The 12,361-nt window shown below is 69.5% G+C and carries 12 protein-coding genes; 7 read left to right on the top strand and 5 right to left on the bottom strand.

Annotated elements, in window-relative coordinates; genetic code table 11:
• Positions 1 to 88 precede the first annotated feature (88 nt).
• The 3 genes from DCN14_RS03630 (at position 89) to DCN14_RS03620 (ending at position 3,148) form a co-directional block, all read left to right on the top strand.
• Positions 89 to 1,372, top strand: coding sequence for an isoprenylcysteine carboxylmethyltransferase family protein (locus tag DCN14_RS03630; RefSeq protein WP_096500014.1), 1,284 nt, complete (start codon positions 89 to 91; stop codon positions 1,370 to 1,372).
• Between the two features lie 450 nt (positions 1,373 to 1,822).
• On the top strand, positions 1,823 to 2,518 hold the full coding sequence (locus DCN14_RS03625; protein ID WP_096500016.1) for a histone acetyltransferase: 696 nt from the start codon (positions 1,823 to 1,825) through the stop codon (positions 2,516 to 2,518).
• Between the two features lie 57 nt (positions 2,519 to 2,575).
• Positions 2,576 to 3,148: an NADPH-dependent FMN reductase gene (locus DCN14_RS03620; protein ID WP_096500018.1), complete on the top strand. Its 573-nt coding sequence runs from the start codon at positions 2,576 to 2,578 to the stop codon at positions 3,146 to 3,148.
• Between the two features lie 9 nt (positions 3,149 to 3,157).
• On the opposite strand, the gene DCN14_RS03615 is transcribed toward DCN14_RS03620, so the two are convergent.
• The 4 genes from DCN14_RS03615 to DCN14_RS03600 are packed head-to-tail and all read right to left on the bottom strand — an operon-like array spanning position 3,158 to position 8,494.
• Complete coding sequence (locus DCN14_RS03615; protein WP_096500020.1) at positions 3,158 to 3,790, bottom strand: DUF2894 domain-containing protein; 633 nt, start codon at positions 3,788 to 3,790, stop codon at positions 3,158 to 3,160.
• Entirely contained in the window at positions 3,787 to 4,431 is a 645-nt protein-coding gene (locus DCN14_RS03610) for an OmpA family protein (protein ID WP_096500022.1), read from the bottom strand. Before DCN14_RS03610 ends, DCN14_RS03615 begins: the two co-directional genes overlap by 4 nt.
• Before the next feature lie 3 nt (positions 4,432 to 4,434).
• Positions 4,435 to 7,722, bottom strand: coding sequence for a DUF802 domain-containing protein (locus tag DCN14_RS03605; RefSeq protein WP_096500024.1), 3,288 nt, complete (start codon positions 7,720 to 7,722; stop codon positions 4,435 to 4,437).
• A gap of 10 nt (positions 7,723 to 7,732) precedes the next feature.
• Complete coding sequence (locus DCN14_RS03600; protein WP_096500026.1) at positions 7,733 to 8,494, bottom strand: DUF3348 domain-containing protein; 762 nt, start codon at positions 8,492 to 8,494, stop codon at positions 7,733 to 7,735.
• On the opposite strand from DCN14_RS03600, the gene DCN14_RS37845 reads away from it, so the two are divergent.
• Positions 8,493 to 8,840: a hypothetical protein gene (locus DCN14_RS37845; protein ID WP_162826166.1), complete on the top strand. Its 348-nt coding sequence runs from the start codon at positions 8,493 to 8,495 to the stop codon at positions 8,838 to 8,840. The two genes, DCN14_RS03600 and DCN14_RS37845, sit on opposite strands and share 2 nt — an antisense overlap.
• A 39-nt stretch (positions 8,841 to 8,879) precedes the next feature.
• On the opposite strand, the gene DCN14_RS03595 is transcribed toward DCN14_RS37845, so the two are convergent.
• A complete protein-coding gene (locus DCN14_RS03595) occupies positions 8,880 to 9,518 on the bottom strand; it encodes a LysE family translocator (protein WP_096500028.1) in 639 nt (212 codons plus the stop codon).
• A gap of 152 nt (positions 9,519 to 9,670) precedes the next feature.
• Here DCN14_RS03595 and DCN14_RS03590 point away from each other — a divergent pair, with 152 nt between their 5' ends.
• From DCN14_RS03590 to DCN14_RS03580, 3 genes are all read left to right on the top strand, one after another.
• Entirely contained in the window at positions 9,671 to 10,135 is a 465-nt protein-coding gene (locus DCN14_RS03590) for a GNAT family N-acetyltransferase (protein WP_096500030.1), read from the top strand.
• An 8-nt stretch (positions 10,136 to 10,143) separates the two neighbouring features.
• Positions 10,144 to 10,734, top strand: a complete 591-nt coding sequence (locus tag DCN14_RS03585; RefSeq protein WP_096500516.1) for a hypothetical protein — start codon at positions 10,144 to 10,146, stop codon at positions 10,732 to 10,734.
• A gap of 190 nt (positions 10,735 to 10,924) precedes the next feature.
• Positions 10,925 to 12,307, top strand: a complete 1,383-nt coding sequence (locus tag DCN14_RS03580) for an FAD-containing oxidoreductase (protein ID WP_096500032.1) — start codon at positions 10,925 to 10,927, stop codon at positions 12,305 to 12,307.
• Positions 12,308 to 12,361 lie beyond the last annotated feature (54 nt).

Below are 12,361 nucleotides of genomic sequence, written 5' to 3'. Positions count from 1 at the left end.
GCGCATACCAATCCAAAGCCCGGCCAGCGGCCGGCGTCACCCCGCCGAAGCGGGGGTCGCCGGCCGGCATCCCGACGAGGATCCGATCATGAATTCCACGCTCGACGGCATCGCCGCGGTCCAGGACCGCCCGCCCCGTTCCGCCACGCCATTTCGCGCGGGCCTGCTCGGCATCACGGCCGGGCTCTTCGCGCTGTGGGTCACGCGCGACCACCCGACGCTCGACGCGGCCACGCGCGCGGTGATCGCGAGCCTCGCGATCATCGGCACGATCGCGCTGCACGAAATCTTCATCTCGCGCGTCTACCTGCGCCCGAGCGCCGGGCTGTCGCGGCAGGCCGTGCGCCCGTTCGCGCCGGCCCGCGTCGCGACGCGGCTCGGCGCGCTCGCGTCGATCTACGCGGGCATCGGCGCGATCTACTGGCTGCTGCCCGAGTATCACGGCGCGTTCTACCTGCCGTTCTGGTCGCTGCTGCGCTCGCTCGCGCCGTACGTGATCGTCGCCGCGCCGTTCTATTTCGCGTGGATGGATCGCCACCAGCGCGAGACCGACGACGCGTACCTGCTGTGGGGCCGCTTCCTGTTCCGCCGCGAGAGACCCGCGAGCTGGCAGCCGGTGCGCGAAATGCTCGCCGGCTGGGGCGTGAAGGCGTTCTTCCTGCCGCTGATGATCGTCTACCTGTCGAAGGACGCCGATCACCTGAGCGCGTCGCTCGCGCACGCGGTGAACGCGCCGATGACGCTCGCGACCTTCGTGTTCCTGTACGACCTGTCGTTCACGATGGACCTGATGTTCGGCACCGTCGGCTACCTGTGCACGTTCCGCATCCTCGACAGCCACGTGCGCACCGTCGAGCCGACCACGCTCGGCTGGGTCGCCGCGCTGATGTGCTACCAGCCGTTCTGGTCGCTGATCTCGAACAACTACATCCGCTACGAAGGCACGCTGTTCTGGGACAACTGGCTGCTGTCCGCGCCGACGCTGCGCGCGATCTGGGGCGCGGTGATCATCCTGCTGCTGATGACCTACGCGCTGTCGACGATCTCGTTCGGGCTGCGTTTCTCGAACCTCACGAACCGCGGGATCATCACGTCGGGTCCGTACCGCTTCACGAAGCATCCCGCGTACATCACGAAGAACCTGTCGTACTGGATGGTGTCGGTGCCGTTCGTCGAGCCGCTCGGCTGGCAGGTCGCGCTCATGCATTGCGCGGGACTCGTCGCGATCAACCTGATCTACTACACGCGGGCGAAAACGGAAGAACGCCATCTGATGCGCGATCCGGACTATCGCGCATATGCCGAATGGATCGCGCAGCACGGGTTGTTCGCGCGGATCAAGCAGGCGTTCGGGGGGCGGCAGGCGGCGTGAGGCAACGGCGGGCGGCATCGACACGCCCGCGCCGTTGCGGCCAATTGTCGCGAAACGCCACGATTCCGCGCCTTTCGTCGCTTTTCGCTGCCACGTCGGTTGCCCGCCCTCTGCCCGTCGCGTATGGTGCTGACCGTCCGCGCGCGCCTGTCGCGCGGCCACCGACCGTCGTCCCGCACGACGGCCGCGCGGGCCCGGCCCGCCATCACCGTCTCCGCGACACCGCCGTTCGGCGTCGCGCATTCTTGAGGAGCGAGGCGTGATCCACAAAGTCCTGATCCTGTTCGCACTCTGCATCGCGGGCCTCGCCGCGATCGCCGCCGGTTTCCAGCACATCCCCAGCTGATTCGCGGCCCCGGCTCGCTCGCCGAGCCCGGGGGCCGCCGCCATTCCCTTCCCCTGTTGCGATGAACCCCTTTCTCGATGCGCCCGGGACGGGCGCCCTTTGCCATGCGTATCGACGTACAGCATTCCCAGCACGACATCGACGATGAACTCGACGCGCTCCACGCGCGCCTGCACCAGCCGGGCCATCGCCTGCACGATCTGCCGGCCGTCACGCTCGGCAACTCCGGCCTGATCGTTCGCCACCGCGAGGCGGACGGCGAATACTTCCTTTACGTCGAGGACCCGTCGGCCCGGCAACTTGCCGGTTACACGATCTTCAACCGGCTCCCCGAGCTTCCACGGCGCGCAGACCGCTACCTGCGCGCGCCGCACACGCGGCTGCGCGCGTCCGCGCAACGGCGGGGCCTCGCGACGACACTGTATCGATGGGGACTCGACGCGGGCCTGTGCCTGATCAGCGGCGCGCGCCAGTCGGTCGGCGCGGCGCGGTTGTGGCACGCGCTCGCGCATGACTACCGGCACGGCTTCGTCGACGTCGAAGGCCGCGCGCTGCGCTATCTCGGCGAAGCCGTCGAAAGCGAGGTGCACGACGCACTGCATACGCGCAGGCTGCTGATCGGCAACGGCTGGACGCTCGGCGAACTGGCGCGCGCAACCGGGATGACGGACGTGGCCGCGGCCGGATGCGATTCGATGAAATTGCCGCCGGCCCGACGTGAATTGCAACACGCCCACGGCACTCGCCCCGCGCATCGCGCCGCACCCGCACTCGCACTCGCACTCGCACCGATGCGATAATTTGTCCGGTCCGCGCGACGCCGCCGCCGCGCATTCCGCCACCCGATACGCTCTCCGATGGCCACCAAACCCCGAACCGATTCCGAGCGCCGCATCGACATCGTCGCGTTGTGCGGCAGCCTTCGTGCGCAGTCGTACAACGCCGCGCTGCTCGACGCGGCCGCGCGCGTCGCACCGCGCGGCATGCACATCACGCGTTTCGATCGCCTCGGCGAATTTCCGCTGTTCAATCCCGATGCCGAATTTCCGTCGCCGGCCGCGGTGCGCGACCTGATCGAGCGACTGAACGCCGCCGACGGCGTGCTGATCGCGAGCCCGGAATACGCGCACGGCGTGACGGGCGTGATGAAGAATGCGCTGGACTGGGTCGTCGGATGCGAAGCCGTCGTGTACAAGCCGGTCGCGGTATTGAATGCGTCGCCGCGCGCGACGCATGCGGACGCGGCGCTGCGCGAGACGCTGTCGGTGATGTCGGCGTGCATCGTCGAACCCGCGTCGATCGCGCTGCCGATCCTCGGCAGCCAGCTCGACGCGGCCGGCATCGCCGCGCATCCGCCGTTCGCGTCGGCGCTGGCCGATGCGTTGCACGCGCTGCGCGTGGCGATCGACGCGCAGCCGCCACGCAACTGACAACGCGCGTTATCGCGCCTTGGTGCGGGTGGTCTTGCGCGCCGGCTTCGCGGTCTTCGTCGCCTTCGCGCGCGGCGCTTCCTTCTCGGGTTGCGCGCCGCCGCCGGCCAGATCCTCGAGCCACGCGAGCGCATCGATGTACGACAGGAATTGCTGCAGGTATTCCGGCGACAGCTCGCGCATCGTCGCGAGCGACCGGTGCACGAGGCTGTTCGAATTGAGCGGCCCCGCGTTGCGCGGCACCTGGTCGAGCGACTGGCGATACTGCTGTTCGGTGCGCACCTTCGACCACATCGTGCGGAAGTAGTCGATCAGTTCGGGATCGAGCCCGCGCCGGTCGGCCTGCGCATCGCGCGCGAGACGCTCGACGAGGCCGCCGACCGCGCCGCGCGGCATCTGCCCGGTTGCTCGCGTCGTGTCGCACGCAATCGCCGCTTCATCGGCGCGTGCGACGATCTCCGTAAAACCGTCCAGCAGCGTCGCGAGACGCGCATCGAGCAACGCGCGCGCATCGCCGTCTAGCGCGGCCGCGCGCCTTTCGAGCGCGTCGAGCCGATGGAAGCGCACCGGGTCGAGCCGATCGGCGCCCTGCTCGCGCCAGGCGTCGAGCGTTGCGCGCACCTGCGTCGCGTCGCCCGTCACTTCGCACGCCCTCCGTTCGACGCGGTCTTGCGCGGCACCGGTGCGATTTCCACGCGGCGGTTCTTCGCGCGGCCTTCGTCGTCCGCGTTCGAGCTGACCGGCTGTTCGGAGCCGAACGCGGCCGCGAACACCGACGACGCAGGCACGCCCGCGTCGATCAGCGCGCGCGTGACGGTCAGCGCACGCTTGGCCGACAGTTCCCAGTTGTCCGCGAACTGGCGGTTGCCGGCGTGCACCTGCTGGTCGTCGGCGAAACCGCTGATCATCAGGATCTCGTCGCGCGTCTTCAGGTACGTGGCAAGCGGCACGGCCAGCGTCTTCAGCAGATCGCTGCCCGCGGGCTGCAACTGATCGGAATTCAGCGCGAACAGCACGTTGCCGCTGATGCCGATACGGCCGTTCACGAGCGTCACGCGGCCGGCCGCGAGCGGCCCGGCGAGCGCCTGTTCGAGCGACTTGCGCTGCTGCGCCTCCTGCTGGCGCGCGCGCACGGCTTCCTCGAGCTTCGACGTGAGCTGCAACTGCATGCCGATCACGCCGACGAGGATCAGCACGAACGCGCCGAGCAGCACCGACATCAGGTCGGCGAACGCGGGCCACACCGGCGCGGAAGGTGCGCCGTCGTCGATTTCGTCGTGCATGCGTTACGCTCCGACCGATGCCCGCCGCCCGGCGAGATGCTGCAAATCTTCGACGATCTGCTTCTGCGACAGCATGCTCAGGTCGATCACCTCGCGCGCCTGCGCGACGTAGTACTCGAGCTGCTCGTCGCTGCGCGCGAGCGATTTCTCGAGCGCGGCCTCGATGCGCTGCAGATGGGTCAGCAGCTTGTCGTTCGACTCGCCGAATACCTGTACGGCCGCGCCGAACGCGTCGCCAAGGCTCGCGACCTCGACGGCGCCCGCCGTGACCTGCGCGGCGACCGAATCGAGCTTGCGCGTTTCGGCATCGACGGTGTCGTTGAAGCGCGCGCCGACGCGATCGAGCAAATCGGCCGACGTGCTGACGAGCGCGTCGATCGCGGTGCGTTGCTCGGTCGACGCATGGTTGACCGCGCCGAGCAGCGTTTCGAGCGTCGCGAGCAGGCGGCCGCGCTCCTCGAGCATCTCGGTGTCGCGCACCATGCTGTCGGACAGGCGCTGGCGCAGCTCGGCGACGACGTCGGCCGCGGCCTTCGGCGCTTCCGACGCGGCCTGCACGAGGCGCGAGATTTCGTTGATCGTGTCGCTCGCATGCACCTGCGCTTGCGCGGTGATGTCGTTCGCGGTGCGGGTCAGCGTGTCGCAGATGTCCTGCTGGCGCGTTGCGGCCTGCGCGCTCGTCTGCGCCCATTCGTCGCGCAGCGCGGCAGCCATCGCGGCGAGCGAGTCGTTCCACGCGGACAGACGCGCTTCGTCGCGTGCGGCCAGTTGCGTTTGCAGGCCCGCGTGCGAATTGTGGATCGTCGACAGCAGGTCGTTCGAGCGCTGCTCGAAGGTCGCTGCCTGTGCGGTCAGGTCGCGCGTGGTCTGCGTGAGTGCGTCGCAGATTTCCTGCTGACGGCCTGCGCTATGCACGCCTGCGCGTTGCCATTCGTCGCCGAGCTTCGTCGCCATTTCCGCAAGCGAGGCATTCCACGTCGACAGACGTTCTTCGTCGCGCGCGGCCAGTTGTGTTTGCAGGTCCGTGTGCGAATTGTGGATCGTCGACAGCAAATCGTTCGATCGTTGCTCGAAAGTCGCCGCTTGCATGGTCAGGTCGCGCGTGGTCTGCGCGAGTGCGTCGCAGATTTCCTGCTGACGACCGGCGCTATGCACACCTGCGCGCTGCCATTCGTCACCAAGCTTCGTTGCCATTTCCGCGAGCGAGGCGTTCCACGTCGACAGACGTTCTTCGTCGCGCGCGGCCAGTTGCGTTTGCAAGCCCGTATGCGAATCGCGAATCGCCGACAGCAGATCGTTCGATCGTTGCTCGAATGTCGTAGCCTGTGCGGTCAGATCACGCGTGGTCTGCGCGAGAGCGTCGCAGATTTCCTGCTGACGACCGGCGCTATGCACGCCTGCGCGTTGCCATTCGTCGCCAAGCTTCGCCGCCATTTCCGCGAGCGAGGCATTCCACGTCGACAGACGTTCTTCGTCGCGCGCCGCCAGTTGCGTTTGCAAGCCCGTATGCGAATCGCGGATCGTCGACAGCAAATCGTTCGATCGTTGCTCGAATGTCGCCGCTTGCGTGGTCAGGTCGCGAGTGGTTTGTGCGAGAGCGTCGCAGATCTCCTGCTGACGACCGGCGCTGTGCACGCCGGCACGCTGCCATTCGTCGCCAAGCTTCTCGGCCATTGCAGCAAGCGACGCATTCCACGTCGACAGACGTTCTTCGTCGCGCGCCGCCAGTTGCGTTTGCAAGCCCGTATGCGAATCGCGGATCGTCGACAGCAGGTCGTTCGAACGTTGTTCGAACGTCGTAGCCTGTGCGGTCAGATCGCGCGTGGTTTGAGCGAGTGCATCGCAGATTTCCTGCTGACGGCCCGCGCTGTGCGCGCCGGCGCGCTGCCACTCGTCGCCGAGCTTCGCGGCCATCGCGGCCAATGAAGCGTTCCACGCCGACAGACGCGCTTCGTCGCGCGCGGCCAGTTGCGTCTGCAGGTCCGCATGCGAGTCGCGCATCGACGCGAGCGTCGCCCCCGAATGCCGCTCGAACGTCGCGGCGGCCTCGCCCAGCGCGCGTGCATGCTGGCCGGCCAGCGTCTCGCCGACCTGCTCCTGGCGTGCAAGCGCATCGCGCCACGCATCCGACAAACGGGTTTCGGTCGATTCGAGGCGCGTCGCGACGCCGTCGAGCAGGTCCGTCGAACGCTGCGCGAAGGTGTCGGTGAACTGGCCGAGCGTCGTCTGCAACTGCTGCGCGACGGCGTCGCCGGCCTGGCGCTGCGCGTCGATCGCGCGGTTCCAGACGGCCGTCACGTCGCCGGTGGTCTTCTCGAAGCCGTCCGTCAGCCCGTCGAGCTGGCGCTGCACGGCGCCCGTCACGGTGTCGCGCAGCGCGGCCATCTCCTGCGCGAGCCCGGTCATCGTCGCCGCGACGACCGGCTGCAGCGCGGCCCCGGCCACGCGCGCGCTTTCGGCGGCGCTCTCCTTCAGCGCGTCGCCGACGTTCGACGCGAGGCCCGCATACGCACGCTCGGTGCGCTCGAAAAACGCCTGCTGGCTTTCGATCTGGCGGTCGTGCAGCGCGACGCTGCGCGCCTCGAGCGTCGTCATCATCGTCTGCAGCCGGTCGACCAGCGCCGGCATCACGTCGGCCTGGCGCTGCAGCAGCCGGAACGATTCGTCGCGCTGGTGCGCGGACGAATGCACGCGCAGCGTCGTCGCGATCTTCGCGTCGAGCTGCTGGCCCGCGTCGATCCGCTCGCGGCGCACGAGCGCGGACAACAGGCCGAGCATCGCGGACGTCGCCACACCGGCGATCGACGTGCCGAACGCGAACCCGAGCCCCTTCACCGGCGCGATCAGCGATGCGCGGATCGCGTCGAGATCGGTCGCGCTTTCGAGCGCGGCGCCCGTGCCCTTCAGCGTGACGATCATCCCGAGCAGCGTGCCGAGCATGCCGAGCAGCACCAGCAGGCCGACGAGATACGGCGTGAGCGCCGGGCCGGGCAGCGCGACGCGCGCGCCTTCGACACGCGCACGCACGGCGCCGCGCAGGCCCGGATGCAGCGTATCGAGCCACGTGTCGAGCTTCGCGGGCGGCTCGGTCAGGCCGGCCACCGCGCGCGACAGCGTGGCGGTCGCCTGGCGGTAGCGTTGCAGCTCCCACGCACCGGCGACGTAGCACGCGCCGATCAGCAGCGTGACGGCCGCCGCGAGCGGGTTCGACGCGGCATAACCGACGCCGATCCAGCACACTGCCAGCAAGCCGGCGATGAAGACAACGAGATCGAGACGAATTCTGGACATAGCGTATTGATTAGCAGGTACGAAGGGCCGCGAGCAGCCCGTCTACCGTTTGAAACCGGACTTCGAGTTCGGCGAGCAGGATGCTTTGCATCTCGTCGCGGAACGTGTCGAGCCACGTGCCGGGCACGATCGCCGCGGCGGATGACGCATCGGCCGCGGCCGCACCATCGTCATCGGCGCCGGCCGCTGCCTGCGCAGCGGCGAGCGCCTGCCGCTCCGCGTCGCGCAGCCGCTCGAAGCGCGTGCCGAGCAGCGCGGCCACGGCGGACAGCAGGCTGCGCTCGCGCGCGCCGAGCACGCGCTCCATGATCGCGTCGAGCGTCGCGAGCCGCGCCATGCCGGACGAGCGCGCGGCGAGCGCGACCCGCAGGCGGCCGCGCAACTGGCCGATCGCGGTCTCCATCTCCTGTTGCAGGGACAGACAACGCTGGCGGAAATCCGCGAAATCGGCCGTGTCGGCGGGCGGCGGCGGCATGTCGCCGGGCCGCCGCCGCGTGCGCGGGCGGTTGGCGGTCGTGATCGCCTGCGCGAGATCGTGGCGCACGCGCGCGCAGTCGCGCTCGGCGTCGTAACCACGCACGCCGGCCGCGACGCCGGGCGGGCTCGCGGTCAGCGCGGACGACAACGTGATCGCGTCGGTCCAGCCGAGCCATTGGCTCAGGCGGTCCGACAGCGTCTGCCGGGATTCCGCGACGTCGGCATCGGTCAGGCGCGCGAGCAGCCGGACGAGCGTCGGACCGCTCAGCGCCGGGCGCGGGGGAGCTTGCACCATGCTGCAAACCGTCAAAAAAGGCAGCAGTTTACACGTCGTCGGGAGGTCGACCGCCAGAATCGGGGGAGCGGCCGGATTCGGCACGCCGCGCAACGGGCGCGAATGCCCGCCGCACAAGGCTCGCGGGCCGATGATGGGGGCTGTGGAATGGGCCGGCGCGATGCAGGCGACGCCGATGGCCGCCTGCCGAAACCGCTCCGCTATCGCCGCGGCCCATGGCCGGCGTGGCCGGCGACGTTCGCTGAATCAGGATTCGGCCGCCCGCGTGCGACGCCCTCGCGGCACCCGCCGGAAGATGGGCGCCCGAGGCAGGGGCTTGCCGGGCGCGCCATCGGCCATGAAATGAAGCCGGGCATCCGCCCGGCAGTAGCACCATCGCCGCCCGTCAGATCCCCGCCTTCGGCGCGTTCAGGATCAGCCGCAACCCGAGCAGCGTGATCGCACCGGCCGCGACGCGGTCGACCCACTTCTTCGCACGCAGGTAGAGTTCGCGCGGACGGCGCGTGGAGAAGCACAGCGCGACGATCGTGTACCAGCCGAATTCGACGCCGAACACGAGCGGCGGCAGCGCCAGGTAGCACCACAGCGGCGGATGCTGCGGCAGGAGCGCCGCGAAAATGCTGCCGTACCAGATGGCCGTCTTCGGGTTGCTCAGCTGGGTCGTGAGGCCCGTCCAGAACGACTTGCGCGCGCTGCCGGCGACGCCGGCCTGCGGATCGTCCATCGCGATCGGCCGGTCGGCGCCGCGCCAGATCTTCGACGCCATGTAGATCAGATACGCGCCGCCCGCCAGCTTGAGCCCCACGTACAGCCACTCGACCGCCTGCAGCAGCGTGTAGAGCCCGGCCAGCGCGACGCCGCCGAACGCGATCCCGCCGACGCCCATGCCGAGCGCGGTGGCGAGCCCGTCGCGGCGCGACAGCCCGATCGAGTTGCGGGCCACCAGCACGAAGCTCGGGCCCGGAATCATCGCGCCAAGCCACAGCGCGGCCAGAATGGCGAGTACGGCAGCCGATGCAGTCATCGAAGTCTCCTGGAACAGTGACGCCGCTGCGCCGGCGCCCGCGCGTCGTTTCCCGACGGTGAATCCGGCGATTCTGGCACGCTTCGCGGGCCGCCGAAAGCGCCTGCGCGCTGTTATGCTGGCTGCCGTTCCCGCCCTCCCGCACCGCCGCCATGATCGAGATCCGCGCCGCCCGCTATCCGGACGATGCCGCCGCCGTCGAAGCGATCTTCCGCGAGTACATCGCGAGCCCCACCGTCAGCCTCGCATTCCAGGACTACGAGCCCGAGCTCGCCGCGCTGCCGGGCAAATACGCGGCGCCGCGCGGGCAGTTGCTGCTCGCGTGGCACGGCGAGCGCGCGGTCGGTTGCGCGGCGTTTCGCGAAATCGACGCGGCAACGTGCGAGATGAAGCGCGTGTACGTGCGCCCCGACGCGCGCGGACTGAACGTCGGCCGCCAGCTCGTCGAACGGCTGCTGCACGACGCGAAGGCGGCCGGCTATGCGCGGATGTGTCTCGACGTGCTGCCCGAGTTCGTCGCGGCAAGGCAACTGTATGCGTCGCTCGGCTTCACGCCCGCGCCGCCCGTCGCGTTCAATCCAGTGCCCGGCACCGAATTTCTCGGCAAGACGCTGTGATGGGTGCGATGCGCGCGCCGGCCGCGGCGGTTCGCCGGGCCCTCGTTCCGTTGCTCGCCGCGTGGTGGTGCCATGCGTACGCGGCCCCGCCACTGCCGCCGTCGGTCGCCGCGCAACTGCCTGCCGGCTACCGGCCGTTCGTCGCGCAGCCGGGGCCGGCGCTCGCCGACGGGCGGCACAGCCTGCTCGTCGTCGTGCATCGCGCGGTGGATACGCGCGAACGGCCGTCGCCGCGCCCGTTGCTCATCTACGAGGAACAGGCCGACCACACGTACCGGCTCGCCGCGCGCAACGACAGCGCCGTGCTCCACGCGAACGACGCGCTGCAGTGCGACCCGTTCGACCCGGAAGACGCCGCCGACGGCGGAATCGCGGTGAAGGGACGCTATTTCACGGTGCAGAACGACGTCGCGTGCGGACAGCACTGGAGCGACTACGTGACGTTCCGCTACGACCCGCGCACGCAGGGCTGGGTGTTCGCCAGCCAGATTTACACCGAATCGTTCCCGCTCGAGCCCGACAAGCCCGATTTCGTCAGCGCGGTGCGCGCCGATGCGCACCGGCCGGTGTCGTTCGGTCAGTGGCGGCGCAAGGAATGAAAACCGCGCGCGGCGCGTCGTAACGCCGGCGGCGGCGCCTTCCTTCAACGCGATACGTCCCCGCCGCGCCGCACTCGCGAGCGCACGCCAACGGGGCTACCATAGGCGCTCGTCGCCGTTCGGGCGCGCCGGCGCGGCATGCGGCTTGCGCACGCCCCCTTCCCACGTTGAACCCGCGCAGGAGGACGTCATGACGCAACACTTCGACGCGATCGTCATCGGCACCGGGCAAGCCGGGCCGCCGCTCGCCGCGCGGCTCGCCGGCGCCGGCATGAAAGTCGCGATCGTCGAGCGCGGCCGCTTCGGCGGCACGTGCGTCAACACCGGCTGCATTCCGACCAAGACGCTGATCGCAAGCGCGTACGCCGCGCAGCTCGCCCGGCGCGCCGAGGAATACGGCGTGTCGGTCGGCCCCGTGAGCGTCGACATGAAGGCCGTGAAGGCGCGCAAGGACCGGATCTCCGGCCGCTCGAACCACGGCGTCGAGCAATGGGTACGCGGGCTCGACAACACGACCGTGTTTCAGGGCCATGCCCGCTTCGAGCGCGCCGACGCGGTGCGCGTGGGCGACGCGGTGCTCGAGGCGAACCGCATCTTCATCAACGTCGGCGGGCGCGCGCAGATTCCGCGGATGCCGGGGCTCGACTCGGTGCCGTACCTCACCAACTCGACGATGATGGACGTCGACTTCCTGCCCGAGCATCTCGTGATCATCGGCGGCAGCTACGTCGGGCTCGAATTCGGCCAGATGTATCGCCGCTTCGGCTCGCGGGTCACGATCGTCGAGAAGGGCGCGCGGCTGATCCGTCGCGAGGACGAGGACGTGTCGCAGGCGGTGCGCGAGATTCTCGCGAACGAAGGCATCGACGTGCAGCTCGACGCGACCTGCCTGAACGCGCGGCGCGACGGTAACGGCGACGGCGTCGTGGTCGGCCTCGACTGCACGGGCGGCGGCCGCGAAGTCGCGGGCTCGCATCTGCTGCTCGCGGTCGGCCGCGTGCCGAACACCGACGATCTCGGGCTCGAACGGGCCGGCGTCGCGACCGATGCGCGCGGCTACATCACCGTCGACGAACAATTGCGCACCAGCGTGCCCGGCATCTGGGCGCTCGGCGACTGCAACGGGCGCGGCGCGTTCACGCACACCGCGTACAACGACTACGAAATCGTCGCGGCCAACCTGCTCGACAACGATCCGCGCAAGGTATCCGACCGCGTCACCGCGTACGCGATGTACATCGATCCGCCGCTCGCCCGCATCGGCATGACGCTTGCGGAAGCGAAGCAAACCGGCCGCCGGCTGCTGGTCGGCACGCGCCCGATGACGCGCGTGGGCCGCGCGGTCGAGAAAGGCGAGAGCCAGGGCTTCATGAAGGTGATCGTCGACGCGGACAGTCACGCGATCCTCGGCGCATCGATCCTCGGCGTGACGGGCGACGAAGTCATCCACGGGATGCTCGACGTGATGGCCGCGGGCGCGCCGTACACGACGATCAGCCGCGCGATGCACATCCACCCGACCGTGTCGGAGCTCGTGCCGACATTGCTACAGGATCTGCATCCGGTCGAATGACGGCGGCGACAGGCAGGCACGCATGCCGTGCAAGCGGGCCGTGCGGGCCGACCA

This window comes from Burkholderia sp. IDO3 (genome assembly GCF_003366075.1).
GTDB classification, from domain to species: Bacteria; Pseudomonadota; Gammaproteobacteria; order Burkholderiales; family Burkholderiaceae; genus Burkholderia; species Burkholderia anthina.
The sequence above is the reverse complement of the archived record's forward strand: the minus strand, read 5'-3'. Positions and strand labels throughout refer to the sequence as shown.

Excerpts from the sequence above, each read along its gene's own strand:
- DCN14_RS03630 (WP_096500014.1), top strand. The coding sequence starts at position 89 with ATGAATTCCACGCTCGACGGCATCGCCGCGGTCCAGGACCGCCCGCCC.
- DCN14_RS03625 (WP_096500016.1), top strand. The coding sequence starts at position 1,823 with ATGCGTATCGACGTACAGCATTCCCAGCACGACATCGACGATGAACTC.
- DCN14_RS03620 (WP_096500018.1), top strand. The coding sequence starts at position 2,576 with ATGGCCACCAAACCCCGAACCGATTCCGAGCGCCGCATCGACATCGTC.
- DCN14_RS03610 (WP_096500022.1), bottom strand. The coding sequence starts at position 4,431 with ATGCACGACGAAATCGACGACGGCGCACCTTCCGCGCCGGTGTGGCCC.
- DCN14_RS03605 (WP_096500024.1), bottom strand. The coding sequence starts at position 7,722 with ATGTCCAGAATTCGTCTCGATCTCGTTGTCTTCATCGCCGGCTTGCTG.
- DCN14_RS37845 (WP_162826166.1), top strand. The coding sequence starts at position 8,493 with ATGCTGCAAACCGTCAAAAAAGGCAGCAGTTTACACGTCGTCGGGAGG.
- DCN14_RS03600 (WP_096500026.1), bottom strand. The coding sequence starts at position 8,494 with ATGGTGCAAGCTCCCCCGCGCCCGGCGCTGAGCGGTCCGACGCTCGTC.
- DCN14_RS03595 (WP_096500028.1), bottom strand. The coding sequence starts at position 9,518 with ATGACTGCATCGGCTGCCGTACTCGCCATTCTGGCCGCGCTGTGGCTT.
- DCN14_RS03590 (WP_096500030.1), top strand. The coding sequence starts at position 9,671 with ATGATCGAGATCCGCGCCGCCCGCTATCCGGACGATGCCGCCGCCGTC.
- DCN14_RS03585 (WP_096500516.1), top strand. The coding sequence starts at position 10,144 with ATGCGCGCGCCGGCCGCGGCGGTTCGCCGGGCCCTCGTTCCGTTGCTC.
- DCN14_RS03580 (WP_096500032.1), top strand. The coding sequence starts at position 10,925 with ATGACGCAACACTTCGACGCGATCGTCATCGGCACCGGGCAAGCCGGG.